This is a genomic window from Streptomyces sp. NPDC001270 (assembly GCF_042896695.1).
Taxonomy (GTDB): Bacteria; Actinomycetota; Actinomycetes; order Streptomycetales; family Streptomycetaceae; genus Streptomyces.
Genome location: NZ_JBIAXM010000014.1, coordinates 1 through 20,447, shown reverse-complemented (window position 1 = coordinate 20,447; position 20,447 = coordinate 1). Strand labels below are relative to the sequence as shown.

Here is a 20,447-nt window from a genome sequence, read left to right as displayed (position 1 = left end):
CGGGAGTTGCCGCCGGTGGACGAGTGCGGGTTTGAGCGGGGCTGAGCGCGCAGTTCCCCGCGCCCCTATCAGGGAGTTGCCGCCAGTGGGCGAGTGCGGGTTTGAGCAGGGGCGCTCGCGCAGTTCCCCGCGCCCCTGTCGGGGGGTTGTGCTACAGGAGTTGTTTCAGGTTTTGGGCCAGGAGGTCCCAGCGCCATTTTTCCTCGACCCAGGCTCGGCCGCGTTCTCCCATCCGGTGGCGTAGCTCGGGGTCGGCGAGGAGTGCGGTGATGCGTTCGGCGGTCTCGGCCGGGGCGTTGCCGGGGACGATCCATCCGGTCTCCCCGTCCAGCACCGCGTCGGGCGCGCCGCCCGAGTCGCCGGCGACGACCGGCAGGCCAGTGGCAGAGGCTTCCAGGTAGACGATCCCGAGGCCCTCGACGTCGAGCCCGCCCCGCCGGGTCCGGCAGGGCATCGCGAAGACGTCCCCGGCACCGTAGTGTGCGGGCAGTTCGGACCAGGGGACGGCGCCGGTGAAGCGGACCGAGCCGGCCACCCCGGTGTCGTCGGCGAGCCTGCGCAGGTCCTTCTCGTACGGCCCGCCGCCGACGATCAGCAGCACCGTGTCGGGCTGCGCGGCGAGGATCCGGGGCAGGGCCCGGATCAGCGTGTCCTGGCCCTTGCGCGGGACCAGCCGGGAGACGCACACCACGACCGGCCGGTCGGTCAGCCCGAGCCGCGCCCGCACCTCGGCGCCGCCGGACCCCGGGTGGAAGGTCTTCTCGTCGACCCCGGGCGGCAGTTGCACCATCCGTTCGGCCGCCGCCGGACCCAGCGCGGCGGCGATCCGGGTGCGCGTGTACTCGCCGAGGTAGGTGATCGTGTCGGTGGACTCCCCGATCCGGCGCAGCAGTTGCCGGGCGGCGGGCAGCTGGGACCAGCCCGCCTCGTGCCCGTGGGTGGTGGCGACCAGCCGTTCCGCGCCCGCCTTGCGCAGCGCGGGTGCCATCAGGCCGAGCGGCGCCGCCGCCCCGAACCACACCGAGGTGCACCCGTGCTCCCGCAGCAGCCCGGCCGCCCGCCGGGTCGCCCCGGGTGTGGGCAGCAGCATCGTCGTACGGTCGCGTACGACGGTGAAGGGCTGCTCGGCGTCGAAGGCGGCCGTGGCCTCGGCGCCCTCCCGGCCGCGCTTCCAGGTGGAGGCGTACACGACGAGCCGCCCGGGATCCAGCCGGAGCGCCATGTTGTGCAGGAACGCCTGGATGCCGCCCGGCCGGGGCGGGAAGTCGTTGGTCACGATCAAGGTCTTGTGCATCACGGCCCAACCTATCCAACGTGCCCGCCCGCCGCGGACCGGCGACCGGTGCGGGACCCCGGGTGGCGGCCGGTGCTCAGGACGCGCCGCGGTCACGGCGCAGCCGGGACCTGGTCCATGCGGCGAGTCCCACCAGGGCCGCGACGGCGGCACCGCCGAGGACCGCGACCGCGAGGCCCACCAGCATCAGGACGAGCAGACCCATGGCGCCTCCTTCGTCGGCGAAGTCGCATCGTCCCACCCCGGGGGCGGTCCGGGCGGGCGACGCGACCGTGCCGCGCGGCGGCATTGCCGGGCCCCGCCCGGCCTGACGCGACATCATGGCCGGGCGGAACGGGACACGACGGACAGGGGCTGGCTGGACATGACGGGCGCGAGGAGGTCCCTGGCCGGGCTGCTGGGGGTCTGGGGGCTGACCCGGCTGATGCTGCTCCTCTTCGTCTTCCGGGTGCTGGTCTTCCCGGGCGCGGACGTCACGACCGACGTGTCGGTGATCTACCACGGCTGGTTCGAGGTGCTGCGCCACGGGACGTTCCCGCTGGACGACGTGACCTGGCAGTACCCGCCCGCCGCCGCGCTCGCCGTGCTCGCGCCGGGCGCCCTGCCCTTCCTCGCCTACCCCGCCGCCTTCTTCGTCCTGACCTGCGTCGCCGACCTGGCCGTCCTCGCGCTGCTCGGTTACGCGAGCCGGCGCCCCGGCAAGTCGCCGCGCGGGGCGTGGGTGTGGGTGGCGGGCCTCCCGCTGCTCGGACCCACGGCGTACGCCCGTTACGACGTCATGGTGACCGCGGTGGCGGTGGCCGCGCTGTTCGCGGGGGCCCGCCGGCCGCGGGTGATGGGGGCGCTGGCGGGCTTCGGGGCGATGGTGAAGGTGTGGCCCGCGCTGCTCCTGGTGGGTGCCGTGCGGCTGCGGGCGTGGGGTGCCGCGGCGGTGACCGCGGTGGGGGTGGCTGCGGTGTTCGCCCTCGCCATGCCGGGCGCCTTCGCCTTCCTCGCCTTCCAGCGCGACCGGGGCACCGAGGTGGAGTCGCTGGGTGCCCTGGTCTTCCACGTGGCGCGGCACCACGGCTGGCGGGGCGAGGTGCTGCTCAACTACGGCTCGGTGGAGTTCCTGGGCCCGTACGTCGGCCTGGTGAGCACCACCGCGCTGGCGCTCACCGCGGTCGCCTTCGGCTGGCTGCTGCTGTGGCGGCTGGCGGCGTGGCGGGCCCGGCCGCGGCCGCACATGCTCGCGGACGCCGCGTTCACGGCCGTGCTGCTGTTCGTCACGACGAGCCGGGTGATCAGCCCGCAGTACCTGGTCTGGCTGATCGGGCTGGCCGCGGTCTGCCTGTCCTTCCGTGCCACCCGGATGGGCCCGCCCGCCCTGCTGGTCCTGGCCGCCGCCCTGGTGACCGTCCTGGAGTTCCCGGTCGGCTTCTCGCACGTCGTGGTCAGCGACCGGTACGGCACGGGCCTGCTGTTCCTGCGCGACGGCCTGCTGGTCGCCGCCTCGCTGCTCGCGGCCCGCAGGCTGTGGCGGGCCACGGTCCCCGCACGGCCCGCCGCCGCCCCGCCGAGCCGGACCGCCCGTACGGAGGAGAGTCCGGTCTCCTCCTGAGCCGGGCCCGCCGCAGGCCCGGCTCAGGAGAGCTGGGACCTGAGGTCGTCCTGCCACTGACGGGTGAAGTCCGCCGCGCCGGTGCCGAGCACCTGGCGCAGTGCGTCCTCGACCGCGCCCGCCCGCTGTCCGTGGGCGCCGACGGCGCGGTAGAACGCGCCCAGCCGGGCCTCGCCCCAGCGCTCGGCGATCATCCGGCAGGCCAGCCAGCCGCCCTCGTACGCCTGGGCGAGCCGGGTGGGGTCCGCGGTGAACGCGAAGTCCCCGTCGGCCGGCAGGCCCGCCGGGATCCGCCCGGCGCGGACCGCGCGGGTCAGCTCCGGTGCCACCTGCGTCGGCGTGCGCCCCTCGCCCAGGTAGCCGATCCAGTCGGCGTACCCCTCGGAGAGCCACAGCGGGGTGGCCGGTGTGGTGTGCGCGCGCGTGGCCACGTGGGTGGTCTCGTGGGTGAGCACCACCTGTTTGCCGACGTCGCCGAGTTGGGCGTACGCCTCCGGGTTGACGACGATCCGGTCCGCGGGGGCCTTGCCCGTGCCGCCCGCCTCGCCGGTGGTGACCGCGGCGATCTCCCGGTACGCGGAGGCGGACGAGCCGAGCAGGCCCGCCATCCCCGCCAGGTCGCGCGGTACCAGCACGACGGTCTGCCGGGTCCAGTCCGTGCCCCAGGCCCCGGAGACGGCCGGAACGGCGCGGTCGGCGAGCCGGGCGTAGCCGCGCAGTTGCTCGGTGGTCTGCCCGACCCCGAGCACCAGGCTGTGCGCGCCCGTGACGGCCGACACCTCGCCCTGGTCCCACAGCTGCTGCCCGGCCTGCCGCGCGGGCCGGTCGGAGTCGACGTGCCACCCCCCGTCGGCGGTGCGGCTGAGGGCGATCGTCCGGTCGGCGGTGACGGGGGCGCTGTCGTAGCCGCGGATCCGGTAGCTCAGCCGCGCCTCGGCGGTGACGGTGGCGCCGGTGTGCCGCAGGCCGGTCACGCGGTACGACCAGGACGCCAGCGGCACCGCCCGCAGGTCCGTGTACCCGGTGCGGGTGCCGGTCGCGTCGTACGCGCCGCCGTCGTGCCCGAGGAGCGCCGCCGCGCGCCGGTCGAGCAGCCGCTGCACCTCGGCCCGCGCCGGATCGGCCGCCGTCCGCCCGCCGCACCCGGCCAGCGGGACGAGCAGCGCGACGAGCAGCAGCCAGAGCGCCGCGGCGCCCGGACGCCGTCTGAGTCCACGACCAGCCATCTGCCCGATCGTACGGCGCGTGGCGGAGCGGTCAGACCCGGGTGACCGACGAGACGGGCATCATGCCCACCGGGTCGTAGCGCACCGGTGCGCCCGGGTAGGGCGCGTGGATCACCTGTCCGTTGCCCATGTACATCCCGACGTGCCCGGCGTCCGAGCGGTAGACGACCAGATCGCCGGGTCGGGCCTGGGAGAGCGGGACCTGCCGGCCGGCGTACCGCTGCGCCTGGGAGGTGCGCGGGATGCCGATCCCGGCCTGCGCGTACGACCACTGCATCAGGCCCGAGCAGTCGAAGCCGGAGGGCCCGTTGGCGCCCCAGACGTAGGGGCGGCCGAGGGCCGAGCGGGCGGCGGCGACGGCCGCGGCGGTACGGGCGTCCAGGGGGGTGCCGTCCGGCAGGCCGGTCAGCTCGGCCCGGCTGCCGCGGGAGGCCCGCTCGTATGCGGCGCGCGGGCCGTCGGGCAGGGAGTCGAGCAGTTCCCGGGCCTTGGCGAGTTTCCCCTCCACGGTCCGTTTGTGCGCGGCGACGGCCTTGCGGCTGTGCTCCAGGCGGGCGAGCTTCCCGGCCGTCGCGGTGCGCTCCTGGGCGAGTCCGCGCTGGGCCGACCGGAGCGCCCGCAGCCGGTCGGCCTGGCGGGTGCTGATCCGGTCGAGGGTGCTGGCCTTGGCGAGGTAGTCGTCCGGGTCGGCGGCGAACAGCAGGGCGACCGTGGGGTCGATGCCGCCGGAGCGGTACTGTGCGCCGGCCAGCGAACCCAGTTCCTCGCGCAGGGCGTTGATGCGCTGCTGCTGCCGGGCGATGTGGTCCTGGGCGTCGCGGACCTGCTCGCGCAGCCGCAGGGTCTGCTCGTTCGCCTTGTTGTATTCCTCGGTCGCCTTCTCCGCCTCCTGGTAGAGGCGGTCCACCTCGGCGGAGGCGTCGCCGCGCGGTGCGGCGCCCGCCGGTACGGCGCCGAGCGCGGCGGCCGCGGACAGAACGCACAGGACGGTGATGCCCCGGGTGAACCCGGACGGTGCAAGGCGGCGGTGGTACCCCACGGAAGGCCGCACTCCTTCACCTCGTGACCGCTCGCTCGCCTGCGGGGAACGGCCGGTGCCCGGAAAGCGGTCACGCTCGGCCCTTCGGCCTGCGCGCACGCGCCCACGGCACCGGCGCACCCTTCGGCTCACGCGCTGCCGGCGGACGGTTGCCGTCTCCCCGGTGCCGGGACGGGGTGTCCGGGCCGTGGGGGAAACGCGGCAGACAGTAGCCGCGCGGATACCCGTCGGCCAAAGACCGTCAGCGGTCGCACAACGTGGCGCCCCGCCGCTGACGCAGGTCACCGGCGGGGCGTGGAGTCAGTTTCGGTTGCCGGGATTCGCCCGTTCGGGCGCTTCGATACCCCGGTCGGCCGAGCCGTGACGGCTCAGATCCGGACGCCGAACTGGAACGGCATGTTGTTGATCGACTCGTACCGGACGACGGTGCCGGTGCGCGGGGCGTGCAGCACCAGGCCGTTGCCCGCGTACAGGCCGACGTGGTGCTGGTCGCCGTAGAAGATCACCAGGTCGCCGACCTTGAGGTCGCTCTGGCTGTAGATGCGCGTGCCGGCATTGGCCTGCGCCTGGGAGGTGCGCGGTATGGAGACGCCGGCCTGGGCGTAGGCCCAGGAGGTCAGGCCCGAGCAGTCGAAGGAGGAGGGTCCGGAGGCGCCGTAGACGTACGGCGTGCCGATCTTGCTCTGGGCGGCGGAGAAGGCGGCGGAGGCCCGGCCGGAGGCGGCGGTGGCGTTGCCGAGGTCGACGCGCTCCGCGGAGGAGCGGCTGGCCCGCGCCTGCTCGTCCGCCAGGGCCTGCTTCTCCTGCGCCGTCAGGCTGTTCAGCAGCTTCTGCGCCTCGGCGAGCTTGTCCTGGACCGCCTGCTTCTGCTTCTTCAGCTCGGTGCGGGTGGAGTCGAGGTCCTTGAGCTTGCCGCTCGCCTCGGTCCGCTCCTGGGACAGCTCGCGCTGTTTGTCCTGGATCTTCTTCAGGGCGTCGACCTGCTGGCCGCTCAACTGGTCGAGCGTGGACGCCTTGTCGAGGTAGTCGTCCGGGTTGGCGGACAGGAAAAGCTGGACGGACGGGTCTATGCCGCCCGAACGGTACTGCGCGCTGGCCATGGCGCCGAGGCCGTCCCGCAGCTTGTTCAGGTCCTCCTGGCCACGGGCGACGTCGTCCTGGATCGTGGAGATCTCCTTCTGGAGCTTCTCCTGCTTCTCCGTGGCCGCGTTGTACTTCTCGGTGGCCTGCTCCGCCTGCTCGTAGAGCTTGTCGACCTTGGCCTTGACCTCGTCCTTGCTCAGCTTCTCGCTGGGGGCCGCGTTGGCCGCCTGCGCGCTCAGGGCTACGGCAGCGGCGGCTGCGGTGGTCAGCACGGTCACGCGCGTGCGACTCGGCTGCTTGGGTCGACGGTGGGACGCCACGGAGACGGGCTCCTTCTTTTGAGTGATCACCCGTGTGGAGGTTCGAGGCCAGACCCTAGTGACCCAGTTGTGATCAGTTCAAATCCTCAGGAGAAAAAATCCGTCACACCATGCATTTTTTGCTCACAACTAACGGGCCGTGATGTTTACTTGACGCTACGTTGCGCAACACTTGCCCCAATTCGGGCATTAGGGATGAGCGTTGCCGTTTACGGCAGTCGCTTGAGAAGCATCGCAGAAGCCACCGGACGGGCACCCGCCCGGGCGACGCCGTCGGCCACCTCGCGATCGGTCGAGGCGACGATCACCGGCCGGCCCGGCGGCTCGGCCCGCACCAGCTGGCGGATCAGCTCGTCGGCGGTGACACCGGGCTTCGAGAACAGCACGCGCACCCCGCGCGGCGGGGCGAGCAGCACCGGCGCGGCCAGTTCGGCACCGTCGAAGACACAGGTCACCTCGGCACCGGTCTGCGCGGCCAGCTGCGAGAGCTGGCCGAGCAGCCGCAGCCGCTGCCGCTCCAGCGGCATCTGCGGATAGCCGGTCTTCGTGACGTTGTAGCCGTCGACCACCAAGTGCGCCTGCGGCAGGGCGAGAAGCTGGTCCAGGATCGCCGGATCGTGCTCGGACAGCGCCCGCGCCGCGATGTCCTTCGGGGTCATCCGGCCCGGCTCCACCGCGTCCACGGTCTCGGCGGGCCGCACCGAGACGGGCGGCAGCGCCAGCTCCCGGCGCAGCCCCTGGGCCGCGTCCAGCACCGTGTCGAGCAGCAGCCGCACCCGCATGTCCTCGACGCTGCGCCCCTCCCGGGCCGCCCTGCGGCTGGCCTCCAGGGCGGCCTCGACCTCCCCCAGGCGGGCCTTGAGCCGCCGGGTCTCGCTCTCGGCCGTGGAGACCTGGGCCTGCCCGTCGGCGCGCACCGCCTCGATCTCGCCCTGGACCTTGCGCAGCGCGGCGTCGCCCCGCTTGACGTCGCTGAGGGCGGACCGCAGCTTGCGGTGCAGCGATTCGGCTTCCCGCTTGGCCGATTCCAGTTCGGCACGCAGCCGTTCGGTCTCGGCGCGGGTCTGCTCGCGGGCCCGGTCCAGTTCGGCGCGCAGCCGGTCCAGTTCGGCCCGGCTCTCCTCGTCGGCGCGCTCGGCGTCCGCCCGCTGGGCCTCCTCGCCGGCCGCGGCCACCAGCTTCACCCAGCCGGTGGGGCGCAGCACGTAGGCCGCGGCCGCCACGTCGAGCGGGTCCGCGGCCGGGGGCGGCGAGCCGGAGTCGAGGGCGCCGCAGAGTTCCGGCTGCGCCTCTCTCAGTTTCTCGCCGATGCGCTGCCGGAACAGCGGATCGTTCTCCAGGGCGGCGGCCATGGCATTGCCCGCGAACTTGGCGCGACGGTTCGGAGCGAACCGGGCATACTGCCGCAACTGGGCGGGCAGTTCACCGATCGTCAGAGCACCGAAGCCGTCCGAGACGATCTGCACGACCCGGCGTCGCACACCGTCGGGCAGCGGACGGTCAAGCACCTCGGCGGCGCCGTCGCCCGGCCCCTCGCCTGTGGTCTCCACCATCCTCACACCCCAATACCGGTACGGGACCGCCTCCCCCGCTCAGGAGTCGGCACCCGGCCTGTCCACCAGTTCCACCTGGTCCACCGCGTTGCACCAGCGGCAGCGCACCGACTCGATGGTCTCACTGACCACCTCGCGCTCCTCGACCTTCGGCTCACCGGCAAGGTCCAGGTGCACGTACTCGACGACCTTCGACGCGCGGGTGACGTCGAAACGCGTGAGGTTGCCGCAGAGGGTGCAGCGCCAACGCGTCGTGGCGGTCGGCAGGGGAACCGGCATCGCGACCGTTCGCCTCCTTCTAGTCTCCGTGACGCGCGGTCTGCCCGGCACGTGTGGCTCGTAACCCTACGGCCTGGCGGGTACTCGCCGCCCGTTCGTCCATGGCGGCGAGGCGGTCTGTGCTACTGCGTCCCCTTACGTCATGCTCTGTAGCCATGATCAGCAACTGGAGCGCGACGGCCCGGCGGATCTACCGAGCGGTCCGCGGCTCGTCGGCGCCGATGACGCACGTCCTGATCGCCCTGTGCTGCCTGATCTTCCTGATCGGGCCCGCGTCCGGCTTCAATCCGACGTACGGCACCGGTGACGAGCTGCTGGCCGCCCAGCGCGCGTACTTCCGGCGTTGGGGCGTCATCCCCACGAACCTGTTCGCCGGCCCGGTCGGTGACGCCCTCACCCCCGCCACGGCCCTGTTCGTGCACGGCAGCTGGGTGCATCTGCTCGGCAACATGCTGTTCCTCTACGTCTTCGGAGTGATGACCGAGGAACGGATGGGCCGCGTGCAGTTCACCCTGTTCTACGTCGGCTGCGGATATCTGGCGCTGATCGGCTACGCCGCCGCCAACGCCGCCTCCCAGCAGTCCCTGGTCGGCGCCTCCGGGGCGATCTCCGCGGTCCTGGGAGCGTTCCTGTACCTGTTCCCCGGCGCCCGTGTCACCAGTCTGCTCCCTTTCCTGTTCTTCCTCCCGCTGCGCTTTCCCGCCTGGGTCGTCCTGCCCTTCTGGGCGGCCCTGCAATGGGCGGCGGCCCGGCAGGCCACCGAGGGGCCGGGAGTGGCCTATCTGGCCCATTTGGTGGGCTTCTCGCTGGGCTTCGTCTTCGCCTGGGTGCGGTTCGGGCGTGCGGCTAGAGTGAAGGCCGCCCCAGCTCCGGCTCCCGAGGGAGAGAACCAGCCGTGATCACCGCGATCGTGCTCATCAAGACCAGCGTGGACCGGATCCCCGAGATCGCCGAGCAGATCGCCGGGCTGGACAGCGTCAGCGAGGTCTTCTCGGTCACCGGCACCTACGACCTGATCGCCATGGTCCGGGTCGGGCAGCACGAGGACCTCGCCGAGGTCATCCCCGGCCGCATCAGCAAGATCCAGGGCGTGGAGGCCACGGACACCCACGTCGCCTTCCGTACGTACTCCCAGCACGACCTGGAAGCGGCCTTCGCCATCGGGCTGGACAGCTGACAGGCCCCGAGGGGCCTGTCAGCGGGCTCCGGGAGCCGGTCAGGACGCCGGGACGCAGCGGCCGTCCTCGGTGTGGTACTGCCACTTCGCGCCATTGCGGACCAGCTCCTTGACGGCGGTCACGAACCGCTCCACGTGCTCGTCCGGCGTACCCGCGCCGAAGCTGACACGTACGGCGTTGAGGGACTTCTCCCCCGGTGCCGCCTCGGGGGCACCGCACTCGCCCTGGGACTGCGGATCGGTGCCTAGCAGGGTGCGGACGAGGGGGTGGGCGCAGAACAGCCCGTCGCGGACGCCGATGCCGTACTCGGCGGAGAGCGCCGCGGCGAAGTGGGAGCTGTTCCAGCCCTCGACCACGAAGGAGAGCACGCCCACCCGAGGGGCGTCGTCGCCGAACAGGGACAGCACCCTGACCTCGGGGACCTCGGCCAGACCCGCGCGGACCGTGTCGATCAGGTGCCGCTCACGGGCGACCAGGGTGTCGAAGCCGGCCTCGGTGAGCGCCTTGCAGGCGGAGGCGACGGCGTAGGCGCCGATCACGTTCGGCGAGCCGGCCTCGTGGCGGGCGGCCGTCTCGTGCCACTCCACGGCCACGCCCCCGTCCGCCCGCCGGGTGACCGTACGGCTCGCCCCGCCGCCCGCGAGGTACGGCTGCGCCGCGCGCAGCCAGTCGGCACGGCCGGCCAGCACGCCGGCGCCGAAGGGGGCGTACAGCTTGTGCCCGGAGAAGGCGACCCAGTCGACGTCGAGGTCGCGCACCGACACCGGGTGGTGCGGGGCGAGCTGGGCGGCGTCCAGGACGATCCGGGCGCCGTGCTCATGGGCGGCGGCGGCCAGCTCGCGCACCGGCCACAGCTCACCGGTGACGTTGGAGGCGCCGGTGACGCAGACCAGGGCCGGGGCCTGCGGGTCACGGTCGCCCAGCGCCCGCCGGAGGGTCGCGACGGCCTGTGCCGGGGTTTCGGGTGCGTCGAGATAGCTGACCCGGGCGTTCTTCCAGGGCAGCAGGGAGGCGTGGTGCTCGGTCTCGAAGACGAAGACCTGGCAGTCGGCCGGGACCACGGCGGCGAGGAGGTTGAGCGAGTCGGTGGTGGAACGGGTGAAGATCACCTGGTCGTCGGCGCGGCAGTCCAGGAACCCGGCGACGGTCGCGCGGGCGTTCTCGAACAGGTCGGTGGACAGCTGCGAGAGGTAGCCGGCGCCGCGGTGCACGCTGCCGTAGTAGGGGGCGTACGCGGCGACGTCGTCCCAGACGCGCTGGAGGGCGGGGGCGCTGGCGGCGTAGTCGAGTGCGGCGTAGGTGACCTCGCCGCCGGTGACGAGCGGGACGGTGACGTCACGGCCCAGGACGGGCAGCGGGGCGCACACGGACGGGGCGGAGGCAGCGGTGGAGACAGACATGGCACAACTCCCGTGAAGGCAGGCGAAATTCGCCGCGCGAGCACCGGTACGGAGGGTGCGGCTCAGCGCGGGAAGGGGAAAAGGGGGTGCGGAGGCGGGGCTCTGCGGCCCTATCGCATTCGCTTGCTCACGGGTGGCTCCCTCGGCGTCCAGGACCCCTGGATTCCACGAGGGGTCCGCGCTTGCCGCAGACCTCGCTGCCTACGGCCTGGTCTTCACCCGGGGCACCCCGCCACGGACGGAGGGTTGCCGGACAGTCGGCCGGGGCCGAATGACTGTCACTCATGACCTGGACGGAAAAATACGCGGGTGATCGATCGCCCGCAACTCGTGTCCGGATGACGGGACGCACACACGCGTGGGCGCGGCCCCGTCACCGGACGAGGCGCCGGTGCGATCGCCGCGCCCAGCGCGCGCCGACCAGCAGGAGGTCGGCCACGAAGACCACCACACCGATGACCAGAAGGTAGGTCAGTCCCTGCACCACCGTGCCGACCAGTCCCAGGCCGACCGCCACGAGGATCAAGAACAGGAAGAACGCCAACACGGGCGGCCACCTCCTCCGATCCGGCCTCAGCGGCGCGCGAGGCGGCGCCCGCGGTCGGCGCCCGGCTCGTAGGGCCGGTCGTAGTGCTTGAAGATCTCTTCCTCGCGGGCGGCCGGCAGGACGCCGTCCGTGCCGATCGACGGCGCCTTCCTCACTTGCCCCTTCGTGTACGCCACCCGCACGTATCCGGGTCCTACGGTCGCCTCGTCGACGGGGACGAAGACGAGTCGCTGCCGGGTGGGCAGCCCGGTTCGGACGGTGGCCACGGACGGCGCGTCGGTGGTGGTGTCCACGTAGACCCCTTCCAGGGCACCGATCTTGCGGCCCTCGGGATCGATCACATCACGGTTGCGCCACTCGCGGATATCGGCTGAATGGATCATGCCTGGCTCCTTGCGGCCCGCCGGGGACTCTCCTGTGCCCCACTGTACTATGACCAGTTTGACCTGGTATTTCCGCGGGTCGCCCGGGCACTGGTGCCGTGGCCGGAAAGGTTTGCCGGAAAACTCGCGCCGTCCGGTGCCGGGAGCGCCTCCCGCGCGAGCGGAGCCGAGCGAGGGGGGAGCCGTACTGGGCGTCGCCAGCCGGTGAACCTTTCCGGTCGCAGCCCTAGGCGTGACTGGCGGTCACCCAGTGGTCCAGGGAGTGCCTGGCCGCGCCCGAGTCGATCGACTCCGCGGCCTTGGCCATGGCGGCGCGGATCTGCTCCACCAGCGGCCCGTCCCCCGGGTTCAGGGCCACCAGGGCCGCCGCCGAGTTCAGCAGGACGGCATCCCGTACCGGGCCGGGCTCGCCGTCCAGCAGGCGGCGGGCCACCGCCGCGTTGTAGGCGGGGTCGGCGCCGCGCAGGGCCTCCACCGGCACCAGGTCCAGACCGACGTCCCGCGGGTCGAAGACGTGCTCGGTGACCTTGCCGTCGCGCACCACCCACACCCGGGAGGTGGCGGTGGTCGTCAGTTCGTCGAGGCCGTCGTCCCCCCGGAAGACCAGTGCGGACGAGCCGCGCTCGGCCAGCACGCCGGCGATGAGCCCGGCCATCCGGGTGTCGAAGCAGCCGATCGCCGAGGCACCGACCCGGGCCGGGTTGGTCAGCGGGCCGAGGAGGTTGAACGAGGTCGGGATCCCGAGGTCGCGCCGGACCGCGCCGACGAACCGCATCGAGGGATGGAAGACGGTCGCGAAACAGAAGGTGATCCCGGCCTCCTCGACCACCCGGGCCACCTGCTCCGGCGTCAGATCCAGGTTGACGCCGAGCTGTTCGAGCACGTCGGACGATCCACTCGCGGAGGACGACGCCCGGTTGCCGTGTTTGACGACCTTCGCGCCGGTCCCCGCGATCACGATGGAGGACATCGTCGAGATGTTGACCGTACGGGCCCGGTCGCCGCCCGTGCCGACGATGTCGACGGCCGGCCCGGGGATGTCCAGCGGCTTGGCGTGCGCGTACATCGCCTCGACGAGGCCGGTGATCTCCTCGACCGTCTCCCCCTTGGCCCGCAGGGCCACCAGGAAACCGGCGATCTGGGCGTCCGCGGCCTCGCCGCGCATGATGCGGTCCATGGCCCAGGCCGTGTCGCCGGCGCTCAGGTCGTGGCCGCGCAGCAGCGCGCTCAGCAGGTCGGGCCAGGAACGGCCCGCCGCGGTGTCGCCTCCAGCGGGGGTCACAGCGCTCATCAGCCGCTCCTGGGTCGTGGACCGGGGTGATCCGGTCCGGGCCTCCACCCTATCCGTCCCGGCATACGACGAGGGGCCCCGTCCGGATGGGGTTCCCCCTGCTCTTTCGAGCCGGGGGAGGACGGGGCCCCTCGTGTGTGGCGTGGTGTGCGCAGCGATCAGTGGTGGCCGTGGCCGCTCGTGATCTCCTTGTACTCCTCGACGCTGGGCTTCGGGATCTGGGAGTCCTCGCCGTAGTAGGCGTCGCTGAGCTTGGCGCGCAGCTTCTCGGAACCCTTCACCTTCCGCTCGACACCGTTCTCGTCGACCGTCGGGCCGATCTCGGCCGGCGCGTACTGGTGGTGGGACGTGAGGGTGTGCAACTGCTCCTGGCTGAGCGGCTCGTGGACCTCGATGAACTCACCGTGCGGCAGCCGCTTGATGACGCCGGTCTCACGGCCGTGCAGCACCTTGTCGCGGTCCCGGCGTTGCAGGCCCAGGCAGATCCGCTTGGTGACGATGAACGCGATGATCGGTCCGAGGAAGAAGAAGATCCGGACGAACCAGGTGACGGCGTTGATCGACAGGTGCAGATGCGTGGCCCACAGGTCGTTGCCGCCGCCGACCAGCGTGATCATGTAGATCGTGATCCAGGCGACGCCGAACGCGGTACGCGTCGGGGCGTTGCGCGGGCGGTCCAGGATGTGGTGCTCGCTCTTGTCCCCGGTGACCCAGGACTCGATGAACGGGTAGACGGCGATCGCCATCAGCACCAGCGGGAAGAGGACCAGCGGGATGAACACGCCCAGGACCAGCGTGTGGCCCCAGAAGTTGACCTCCCAGCCCGGCATGAAGCGGATCAGACCCTCGGCGAAGCCCATGTACCAGTCGGGCTGGGCGCCGGTGGACACCTGGTCCGGCCGGTAGGGGCCGATGGCCCAGATCGGGTTGATCTGCGCGATGGCCGCGATGGCCGCGATGGCACCGAAGACCAGGAAGAAGAAGCCTCCGGCCTTGGCCATGTAGACCGGCAGCAGCGGCATGCCGACCACGTTCTTCTCGGTCCGTCCGGGGCCCGCGAACTGCGTGTGCTTGTGGTAGAAGACCAGGATCAGGTGGCCGACCACCAGCCCGAGCATGATGCCCGGCAGCAGCAGGATGTGGATCGAGTAGAACCGGGCCACGAAGTCGTGGCCGGGGAACTCGCCGCCGAAGAGGAAGAACGAGAGGTACGTGCCGACGATCGGCACGGACAGGATCGCGCCCTCCATGAAGCGGACACCGGTGCCGGAGAGCAGGTCGTCCGGGAGCGAGTAACCGGTGAAGCCGGTGAACATGCCCAGCATGAACAGCAGGAAGCCGAACAGCCAGTTGATCTCACGCGGCTTGCGGAACGCGCCGGTGAAGAACACGCGCATCATGTGCACGAACATGCCGGCGAGGAAGATCAGCGCGGCCCAGTGGTGGATCTGCCGGACGAGCAGACCACCGCGCACATCGAAGGAGATGTGCATGGTCGAGTTGAACGCCTCGGACATCAACTGTCCCTGGAGCGGGACGTACGAGCCGTGGTATTCCACTTCGTTCATCGACGGGTGGAAGAACAGCGTCAGGTACACACCCGTGAGGATGATGATGAGGAAGCTGTAGAGGGAGACCTCACCCAACATGAACGACCAGTGGTCGGGGAAGATCTTGCGCATGTTGGCCTTGGCCAGGGAGTAGACCCCGAGCCGGCCGTCGGCCCAGTCGGCGACGCGTTCGCCGGCCGGTGCCTTCCCGCGTGAGCGGGGTGCTTCGTTCGATGCAGTGCTCATCCGCGCTCCCAGAATGCAGGACCGACGGGCTCCGCGAAGTCGCCGAGCGCCTGGAGGTAGCCCTCGTCGCTCACGCCGATGTGCAACTGCGGCAGGGCGTGACCGGCCGGACCGAAGATCACTCGGGCACCGTCGGAGAGGTCGAAGGTGGACTGGTGGCATGGGCAGAGCACGTGGTGCGTCTGCTGCTCGTACAGCGAGATCGGGCAACCGACGTGGGTGCAGATCTTCGAGTAGGCCACGATTCCCTCGTGCGACCACTCGAGTTCGCGCTTGTCCTTGATGTTGTCGGGCTGGATCCGGACGATCATGAGAGCGGCCTTGGCCATCTCCGTCTGGAACTCCTCGTCGCTCTCCTCCAGGCCCTCGGGCTTGGCGAAGGTCAGCGAGCCGACGGCGATGTCCGAGGGACGCAGCGGCTCGTTGGTGTTCATGTTGACGAGCAGCTTGCCCTTCGACCACAGCGTGTGGCGGAGCTTGGTCTCGGGCAGGGTGCCGAGGTCGCGCAGCAGGACGACGCCGGACAGCGGCACCAGGGTGAGCGCGCCGAACATCGTGTTGCGGATCAGCTTGCGGCGGCCGAGCGCCGACTCCTTGGCGCCCTGCTTGAAGTCCGCGAACACCTGCTCGCGGACCTCGGGGGTCGCCTCGATCGCGTGCCGGTCGTCGGCGAGTTCCACGTCGGACATCAGGGTGCGGGCCCAGTGGACCGCGCCCGCGCCGATGCAGAACAGCGCGCCGCCGAGCGTCAGACCGAGCGCGAAGTTCAGCGCGCTGATGTGGCCGATCGGGAAGACGAAGATCGACTTGTCGGACGGGATCGCCACGTACGAGGCGATGAAACCGACGGTCGCCAGCATCGACACCGTGAACAGCAGGGCGACGTTGCGCTCGGACCGCTTGGCGGCCCGCTCGTCGATGTCCTGGATCCGGTGCTCGTGCGGCGGCAGTCCCGGGTCGGCGAACGGGCTCTTCTCGTCCGCGACGCCCAGCGCGCCGTGCGCGCCGCCCTGCTCGGCGGGCAGGTTCTCTTCTGGAATGTCTTGGCTACTCATGACTTCTTGGCCTTTGCGGTCCGAGCGGCGACCCAGACGGCGACCGCGATCAGTACGCCCAGTCCGAAGATCCAAGCGAACAGACCTTCACTGACCGGTCCGAGACCGCCCAGGTCCAGGCCACCGGGGTTCTCGGTGCCGCTGCTGTTGACCGCGTTCAGGTACGCGATGACGTCCTTCTTGTTCTTCTCCGACAGAACGGTGTCGGGGAAGGAGGGCATGTTCTGCGGGCCGGTCTGCATGGCCTCGTACAGGTGCTTCGGGGCGACGTCCTGGAGGTTCGGCGCGAACTTGCCCTCGGTCAGCGCACCGCCCTTACCGGTGAAGTTGTGGCACTGCGCGCAGTTCGTACGGAACAGCTCGCCGCCCTTGGCGATGTCCGCCCCCGCCGGGCCGTACTGCGCCTCGGTCGGGATCTCGGGACCGGCGCCCAGCGAGGCGACGTACGCCGCGAGCTGGTCGATCTGGGCCTGCGAGTAGATGTTCTTCTTGGCCGGGACCTGCGCGCCCTGGGAGGTCGCGGCCGGCATCCGGCCGGTGCCCACCTGGAAGTCCACGGCGGCGGCACCGACACCCACGAGGCTCGGGCCGTCGGAGGAGCCCTGGCCACCGGTGCCGTGGCAGCTGGCGCAGCCGACGGTATAGAGCTTCTTGCCCTCCTCGATGGTCAGGGACTGGGCCGCAGTGTCGGCCTGCGCCTTGCCCGCGGGCGCGAACGCGGCGTACAGCCCCCCCGTGGCCGCCAGCGCGAAGAGTAGGACGACGACCGCCGCCAGCGGATGGCGTCGTCGTGCGGAGAGCTTTTTCACGGATTACCCCGGTGTCAGGATCTTCTGCGTCGATGCTTCTGGAATGGATCGGTTGCCGTCGTCCGGCACGCCGATTACTTGATCAGGTAGATCGTGGCGAAGAGGCCGATCCAGACGACATCGACGAAGTGCCAGTAGTAGGACACGACGATGGCGGCGGTCGCCTGCTCGTGCGTGAACCTCTTCGCCGCGTAGGTACGGCCGAGGACCAGCAGGAAGGCGATGAGACCGCCCGTCACGTGCAGCCCGTGGAAGCCGGTGGTCAGGTAGAACACCGAGCCGTACGGGTCGGAGGAAAGGGAGATCCCGTCCTTCTTCACCAACTCCGTGTACTCGTAGATCTGACCGCCGATGAAGATCGCGCCCATGATGAAGGTCACGATGAACCAGCCGCGGAGCTTCTTCACGTCACCGCGCTCGGCGGCGAACACGCCGAGCTGGCAGGTGAGCGAGGAGAGCACCAGGATCGTGGTGTTCGTCGCGGAGAAGGGCACGTTGAGCGCGTGCGCCATCGACTTCCAGTGAGCCTCTCCGGTCACCGAACGCAGGGTGAAGTACATCGCGAAGAGGGCCGCGAAGAACATCAGCTCGGAACTCAGCCAGATGATGGTTCCGACGCTGGTGAGGTTCGGCCGGTTGACCGACGGGTGCGCGTGCCCGGTTTCTACTGTCGTTGCTGTCGCCACGACCGACATTATGTCGGTCGCTTATCTCGCCCTCACTCCCGGGGGTGCCGTTCGGAGTGTCTTCGCCTGTCATACCGCTGTTGACGTGGTGTTCATGGGGGTAGCATCCGCCCAAACGGCCTTGTCCGTACGACGCTGACGTCTCGGAGGAACCATGCAGCCGACCGCCACGGTGCTGGTCTACAGCGACGATTCCAACACCCGCGAGCAGGTACGGATGGCCACCGGCCGACGGCCGGCTCCCGATGTCCCGCTGGTCGAGTTCATCGAGTGCGCGACGCCCGCGGCGGTGCTGCGGGAACTGGACCGGGGCGGCATCGACGCCGTCGTGCTGGACGGCGAGGCCGTACCGATGGGCGGCATGGGGGTCTGCCGGCAGATCAAGGACGAGGTGTTCCACTGCCCGCCGGTGCTGCTGCTCATCGGCCGGCCGCAGGACGCCTGGCTGGCCACGTGGAGCCGGGCCGACGCGGCGGTGACACTGCCGGTGGAGCCGGTCGAGTTCGCCGGGGCGCTGGCCTCCCTGCTGCGGCAGAAGCGGTTGCAGAACGCCTGACGGGGCGCTGGGCGCTCACCTTGGGGGCCGCTCAAGAGGGGAGTGTGCTGCCGTCCGTTCGTCTGCGGCTGCGTCGTGGCCGGTCGCGCAGTTCCCCGCGCCCCTCGCGGGGCCCGGGGAACTGCGAGTGATTCCGGCCGGTCACAGGGCCGTCGGCTGCAACCGTGCCGCCTCCTGCTCGCTCGCGGTGTTTCCGGCGCCCGCCGTCACGGCGCTGCCGGTGCGCCACTTGTTCCAGTCGACGTTCCAGTCGCCGAAGCCGTTGCCGAAGTCCTCCATCTGGTCGCCGTTGGAGTTGATGACCTTGACGATGTCTCCGGGGCGGACGGTGTCGAAGAACCATTTGGCGTTGCCGGTGCTCATGCCGGTGCAGCCGTGGCTGACGTTGGCGGAGCCCTGGGAGCCGACGGACCAGGGGGCGGCGTGCAAGTACTCGCCGGACCAGGTGACGCGGGTCGCGTAGTACACCGGCAGGTCGTAGTTGTCCGACGAGCCCGCGGCGATGCCGACGGTGGTACCGCGCATCCGTACGAAGTACTCCTTCTCCAGCACCACCTTGACGCCGTTGCGAGTCTCGTAGCCGGGCTTGCCGGTGGTGACCGGGATCTGGTTGATCTCCTGGCCGTTCTTGTAGACCGTCAGGGTGTGGGTGGCGGCGTCCGTGACGGCCTCCATCCGGTCCCCCGTGGTGATCGTCAGGGGTTGCGCCTTGCCGCCGCGCAGCCGGTCGCCGATCCGGATGCCCTCCAGGTTGCTGTGCACCTGGAGGGTGGCGTGGGCGGGCCAGAAGTCCTTGGGCCGGAAGTGGAGCTGTTTGTCGTCCACCCAGTACCAGGAGCCCTGCACCGCGGGCGTGGAGTCGACCCTGAGGGCGCTCTCCACGACGGCCCGCTGCGCCTTGTCCTTGATGGGCTGGCTGAGGTCGGCCGTGATGGGCTGGCCGACGCCGTACTCGCCGGCCTTGGGGCCGAAGGTGACGTCCAGGGTCTTCTTGCTGTCGGGCCGGCTGGTGTCGAAGGTGAGGGTCTTGCGGCCCGGTGCCCCGCTCCGGTTCTCCGTGCTGATCCGCACGGTGTAGTGGGCGTCCGCGGCGAGCGGGGAGGTGCTGTGCCAGCGGCTGCCGTCAGCAGCCAGTTCGCCCGCCACGTAGCGCCCCGTCGCGTCCATGGCCGTGACGTCCGTGATGCGTCCGTCACCGGTCCTGGCGGTGACCTCCAGGGGCTTGTCCGGGTCGGCTTTCTTCCCGGCGTCCTTCGGGCCGTTGAAGGAGATCTGACCCGCCGCGTCGTACGGCTTGGCCGCCAGCGGGTCGCCGCCGCCCGAGCCGCAGGCCGTGACGCCGGCTCCGAGGGCGGTCACCAGCAGCGTGCAGCCGACGGCGGTGCGGGTGCGGGATCGGGGGCCGTGGGAGAACGCAGTGTGGCTCATGGCCTCACCGTACGGAGCAACGTCAAACGCTGGCGCGTTGAGCGACCCGTTCGGGTGAATGCGGTTGGGTCATATGCCAGAAGCCCGGACCTCCGTGAGGAGGGTCCGGGCTCCCATGACCAGTCAGTACGTGTTACTGGGTGCGGTTCTCACCGTGGTAGTACTCGAACACCCACCCGAACAGTCCGATCAGGATGATCGGCGCGGAGAAGTAGAGCAGCCACCAGCCGACGGCGATGCCGAGGAAGGCCAGCGCGCCGCCGATGCCGAGGGCGAGCGGCTGCCAGCTGTGCGGGCTGAAGAAGCCCAGCTCGCCCGCGTCGTCCGCGACGTCGGCCTCCTTGTTGTCCTGGGCACCCGCGTCGACCCGCCGGGCGGTGAAGCCCAGGTAGAAGCCGATCATGATGCACAGGCCGAAGACCAGGAAGAGTGCCGTGGTACCGGCCGGCTCCTTCGACCACACGCCGTAGACGATCGCCACGGCGAGCACGAAGAAGCTCAGCCACATGAACATCCGGCCTTGGATCTTCACTTGCCGGCCTCCTTGCCGCTCGCGATGGCGCTGCTGCCGACACCGGCGTGCTCCAGCTGCTCCAGGGCCGCGATCTCAGGGTGGTGCAGGTCGAACGCCGGGGATTCGCTGCGGATCCGCGGCAGGGTGAGGAAGTTGTGCCGCGGCGGCGGGCAGGAGGTGGCCCACTCCAGCGAGCGGCCGTAGCCCCACGGGTCGTCGACCTCGACCTTCTTGCCGTACTTGGCGGTCTTCCAGACGTTGTAGAGGAACGGCAGGATCGACAGGCCGAGCAGGAAAGAGGAGATCGTCGAGACCGTGTTCAGCGCGGTGAAGCCGTCGGCCGCCAGATAGTCGGCGTACCGGCGCGGCATGCCCTCCGCGCCCAGCCAGTGCTGGACCAGGAAGGTCCC

At 70.9% G+C, this 20,447-nt stretch carries 21 protein-coding genes, 1 pseudogene and 1 riboswitch; of the genes and pseudogenes, 4 read left to right on the top strand and 18 right to left on the bottom strand.

From position 1 onward, the window contains the following. Nucleotides 1-151: 151 nt before the first annotated feature. The gene (locus tag ACFY2B_RS23625; protein ID WP_390765067.1) at nt 152-1,294 is read right to left on the bottom strand and encodes a glycosyltransferase family 4 protein; all 1,143 of its coding nucleotides are present in this window, start codon (nt 1,292-1,294) and stop codon (nt 152-154) included. 76 nt (nt 1,295-1,370) lie between these two features. Next, complete coding sequence (locus tag ACFY2B_RS23620) at nt 1,371-1,499, bottom strand: hypothetical protein (RefSeq protein WP_390765244.1); 129 nt, start codon at nt 1,497-1,499, stop codon at nt 1,371-1,373. Between the two features lie 153 nt (nt 1,500-1,652). On the opposite strand from ACFY2B_RS23620, the gene ACFY2B_RS23615 reads away from it, so the two are divergent. Next, nucleotides 1,653-2,894 carry a glycosyltransferase 87 family protein gene (locus tag ACFY2B_RS23615; RefSeq protein ID WP_390765227.1) on the top strand — a complete coding sequence of 414 codons (1,242 nt, stop codon included), beginning with the start codon at nt 1,653-1,655 and terminating at the stop codon, nt 2,892-2,894. A gap of 23 nt (nt 2,895-2,917) precedes the next feature. On the opposite strand, the gene ACFY2B_RS23610 is transcribed toward ACFY2B_RS23615, so the two are convergent. The 5 genes from ACFY2B_RS23610 to ACFY2B_RS23590 form a co-directional block, all read right to left on the bottom strand. After that, a complete protein-coding gene (locus ACFY2B_RS23610; RefSeq protein ID WP_390765066.1) occupies nt 2,918-4,120 on the bottom strand; it encodes a hypothetical protein in 1,203 nt (400 codons plus the stop codon). Between the two features lie 31 nt (nt 4,121-4,151). After that, entirely contained in the window at nt 4,152-5,159 is a 1,008-nt protein-coding gene (locus ACFY2B_RS23605) for an NlpC/P60 family protein (protein ID WP_390765065.1), read from the bottom strand. A gap of 368 nt (nt 5,160-5,527) precedes the next feature. After that, complete coding sequence (locus ACFY2B_RS23600) at nt 5,528-6,562, bottom strand: NlpC/P60 family protein (RefSeq protein ID WP_390765064.1); 1,035 nt, start codon at nt 6,560-6,562, stop codon at nt 5,528-5,530. Between the two features lie 209 nt (nt 6,563-6,771). Further along, nucleotides 6,772-8,115: an NYN domain-containing protein gene (locus ACFY2B_RS23595; RefSeq protein ID WP_390765063.1), complete on the bottom strand. Its 1,344-nt coding sequence runs from the start codon at nt 8,113-8,115 to the stop codon at nt 6,772-6,774. A gap of 39 nt (nt 8,116-8,154) precedes the next feature. Continuing rightward, nucleotides 8,155-8,394, bottom strand: a complete 240-nt coding sequence (locus ACFY2B_RS23590) for a hypothetical protein (protein WP_376536688.1) — start codon at nt 8,392-8,394, stop codon at nt 8,155-8,157. Nucleotides 8,395-8,549: 155 nt separating this feature from the next. On the opposite strand from ACFY2B_RS23590, the gene ACFY2B_RS23585 reads away from it, so the two are divergent. Further along, nucleotides 8,550-9,293 (top strand): rhomboid family intramembrane serine protease, encoded by a 744-nt coding sequence (locus ACFY2B_RS23585; RefSeq protein WP_390765062.1) that lies wholly within the window; start codon nt 8,550-8,552, stop codon nt 9,291-9,293. Further along, nucleotides 9,290-9,571 (top strand): Lrp/AsnC family transcriptional regulator, encoded by a 282-nt coding sequence (locus ACFY2B_RS23580; protein ID WP_390765061.1) that lies wholly within the window; start codon nt 9,290-9,292, stop codon nt 9,569-9,571. The genes ACFY2B_RS23585 and ACFY2B_RS23580 overlap by 4 nt, the downstream gene beginning before the upstream one ends. A 39-nt stretch (nt 9,572-9,610) precedes the next feature. Here the strand turns inward: ACFY2B_RS23580 and ACFY2B_RS23575 are convergent, their stop codons facing one another. From ACFY2B_RS23575 to ACFY2B_RS23540, 8 genes are all read right to left on the bottom strand, one after another. Beyond that, a complete protein-coding gene (locus ACFY2B_RS23575) occupies nt 9,611-10,972 on the bottom strand; it encodes an aminotransferase class V-fold PLP-dependent enzyme (protein WP_390765060.1) in 1,362 nt (453 codons plus the stop codon). A 173-nt stretch (nt 10,973-11,145) separates the two neighbouring features. Then, a riboswitch (SAM riboswitch) is annotated at nt 11,146-11,262 on the bottom strand. Nucleotides 11,263-11,345: 83 nt separating this feature from the next. Next, a complete protein-coding gene (locus ACFY2B_RS23570; RefSeq protein ID WP_390765059.1) occupies nt 11,346-11,519 on the bottom strand; it encodes a hypothetical protein in 174 nt (57 codons plus the stop codon). A gap of 26 nt (nt 11,520-11,545) precedes the next feature. Next, nucleotides 11,546-11,902: a PRC-barrel domain-containing protein gene (locus ACFY2B_RS23565; protein ID WP_390765058.1), complete on the bottom strand. Its 357-nt coding sequence runs from the start codon at nt 11,900-11,902 to the stop codon at nt 11,546-11,548. 226 nt (nt 11,903-12,128) lie between these two features. Continuing rightward, nucleotides 12,129-13,193, bottom strand: coding sequence for an anthranilate phosphoribosyltransferase (trpD, locus tag ACFY2B_RS23560; protein ID WP_390765057.1), 1,065 nt, complete (start codon nt 13,191-13,193; stop codon nt 12,129-12,131). Between the two features lie 158 nt (nt 13,194-13,351). Then, nucleotides 13,352-14,989 (bottom strand): cytochrome bc complex cytochrome b subunit, encoded by a 1,638-nt coding sequence (locus ACFY2B_RS23555; protein ID WP_390765056.1) that lies wholly within the window; start codon nt 14,987-14,989, stop codon nt 13,352-13,354. Then, nucleotides 14,986-16,044: a Rieske 2Fe-2S domain-containing protein gene (locus tag ACFY2B_RS23550; protein ID WP_390765055.1), complete on the bottom strand. Its 1,059-nt coding sequence runs from the start codon at nt 16,042-16,044 to the stop codon at nt 14,986-14,988. Before ACFY2B_RS23550 ends, ACFY2B_RS23555 begins: the two co-directional genes overlap by 4 nt. Continuing rightward, on the bottom strand, nt 16,041-16,853 hold the full coding sequence (locus ACFY2B_RS23545; protein ID WP_390765054.1) for a c-type cytochrome: 813 nt from the start codon (nt 16,851-16,853) through the stop codon (nt 16,041-16,043). The genes ACFY2B_RS23550 and ACFY2B_RS23545 overlap by 4 nt, the downstream gene beginning before the upstream one ends. Nucleotides 16,854-16,927: 74 nt before the next feature. Beyond that, nucleotides 16,928-17,548 (bottom strand): heme-copper oxidase subunit III, encoded by a 621-nt coding sequence (locus tag ACFY2B_RS23540; protein ID WP_376536708.1) that lies wholly within the window; start codon nt 17,546-17,548, stop codon nt 16,928-16,930. Between the two features lie 145 nt (nt 17,549-17,693). Here ACFY2B_RS23540 and ACFY2B_RS23535 point away from each other — a divergent pair, with 145 nt between their 5' ends. After that, nucleotides 17,694-18,095 carry a hypothetical protein gene (locus ACFY2B_RS23535; RefSeq protein ID WP_376536710.1) on the top strand — a complete coding sequence of 134 codons (402 nt, stop codon included), beginning with the start codon at nt 17,694-17,696 and terminating at the stop codon, nt 18,093-18,095. Nucleotides 18,096-18,236: 141 nt separating this feature from the next. On the opposite strand, the gene ACFY2B_RS23530 is transcribed toward ACFY2B_RS23535, so the two are convergent. The 3 genes and pseudogenes from ACFY2B_RS23530 to ACFY2B_RS23520 all read right to left on the bottom strand — a co-directional run. Further along, entirely contained in the window at nt 18,237-19,523 is a 1,287-nt protein-coding gene (locus tag ACFY2B_RS23530; protein ID WP_390765053.1) for an Ig-like domain-containing protein, read from the bottom strand. A 133-nt stretch (nt 19,524-19,656) separates the two neighbouring features. Continuing rightward, on the bottom strand, nt 19,657-20,055 hold the full coding sequence (locus tag ACFY2B_RS23525; protein WP_376536714.1) for a cytochrome c oxidase subunit 4: 399 nt from the start codon (nt 20,053-20,055) through the stop codon (nt 19,657-19,659). Further along, nucleotides 20,052-20,447 (bottom strand): annotated as a pseudogene (locus ACFY2B_RS23520) (cytochrome ubiquinol oxidase subunit I); the annotation flags it as partial. The gene ACFY2B_RS23525 and the pseudogene ACFY2B_RS23520, both read right to left, overlap by 4 nt.

Coding starts and splice junctions, on each gene's coding strand:
- ACFY2B_RS23625 (WP_390765067.1), bottom strand. CDS start 1,294: ATGCACAAGACCTTGATCGTGACCAACGACTTCCCGCCCCGGCCGGGC.
- ACFY2B_RS23620 (WP_390765244.1), bottom strand. CDS start 1,499: ATGGGTCTGCTCGTCCTGATGCTGGTGGGCCTCGCGGTCGCGGTCCTC.
- ACFY2B_RS23610 (WP_390765066.1), bottom strand. CDS start 4,120: ATGGCTGGTCGTGGACTCAGACGGCGTCCGGGCGCCGCGGCGCTCTGG.
- ACFY2B_RS23595 (WP_390765063.1), bottom strand. CDS start 8,115: ATGGTGGAGACCACAGGCGAGGGGCCGGGCGACGGCGCCGCCGAGGTG.
- ACFY2B_RS23590 (WP_376536688.1), bottom strand. CDS start 8,394: ATGCCGGTTCCCCTGCCGACCGCCACGACGCGTTGGCGCTGCACCCTC.
- ACFY2B_RS23585 (WP_390765062.1), top strand. CDS start 8,550: ATGATCAGCAACTGGAGCGCGACGGCCCGGCGGATCTACCGAGCGGTC.
- ACFY2B_RS23575 (WP_390765060.1), bottom strand. CDS start 10,972: ATGTCTGTCTCCACCGCTGCCTCCGCCCCGTCCGTGTGCGCCCCGCTG.
- ACFY2B_RS23565 (WP_390765058.1), bottom strand. CDS start 11,902: ATGATCCATTCAGCCGATATCCGCGAGTGGCGCAACCGTGATGTGATC.
- trpD (WP_390765057.1), bottom strand. CDS start 13,193: ATGAGCGCTGTGACCCCCGCTGGAGGCGACACCGCGGCGGGCCGTTCC.
- ACFY2B_RS23555 (WP_390765056.1), bottom strand. CDS start 14,989: ATGAGCACTGCATCGAACGAAGCACCCCGCTCACGCGGGAAGGCACCG.
- ACFY2B_RS23550 (WP_390765055.1), bottom strand. CDS start 16,044: ATGAGTAGCCAAGACATTCCAGAAGAGAACCTGCCCGCCGAGCAGGGC.
- ACFY2B_RS23540 (WP_376536708.1), bottom strand. CDS start 17,548: ATGTCGGTCGTGGCGACAGCAACGACAGTAGAAACCGGGCACGCGCAC.
- ACFY2B_RS23535 (WP_376536710.1), top strand. CDS start 17,694: ATGCAGCCGACCGCCACGGTGCTGGTCTACAGCGACGATTCCAACACC.
- ACFY2B_RS23530 (WP_390765053.1), bottom strand. CDS start 19,523: ATGAGCCACACTGCGTTCTCCCACGGCCCCCGATCCCGCACCCGCACC.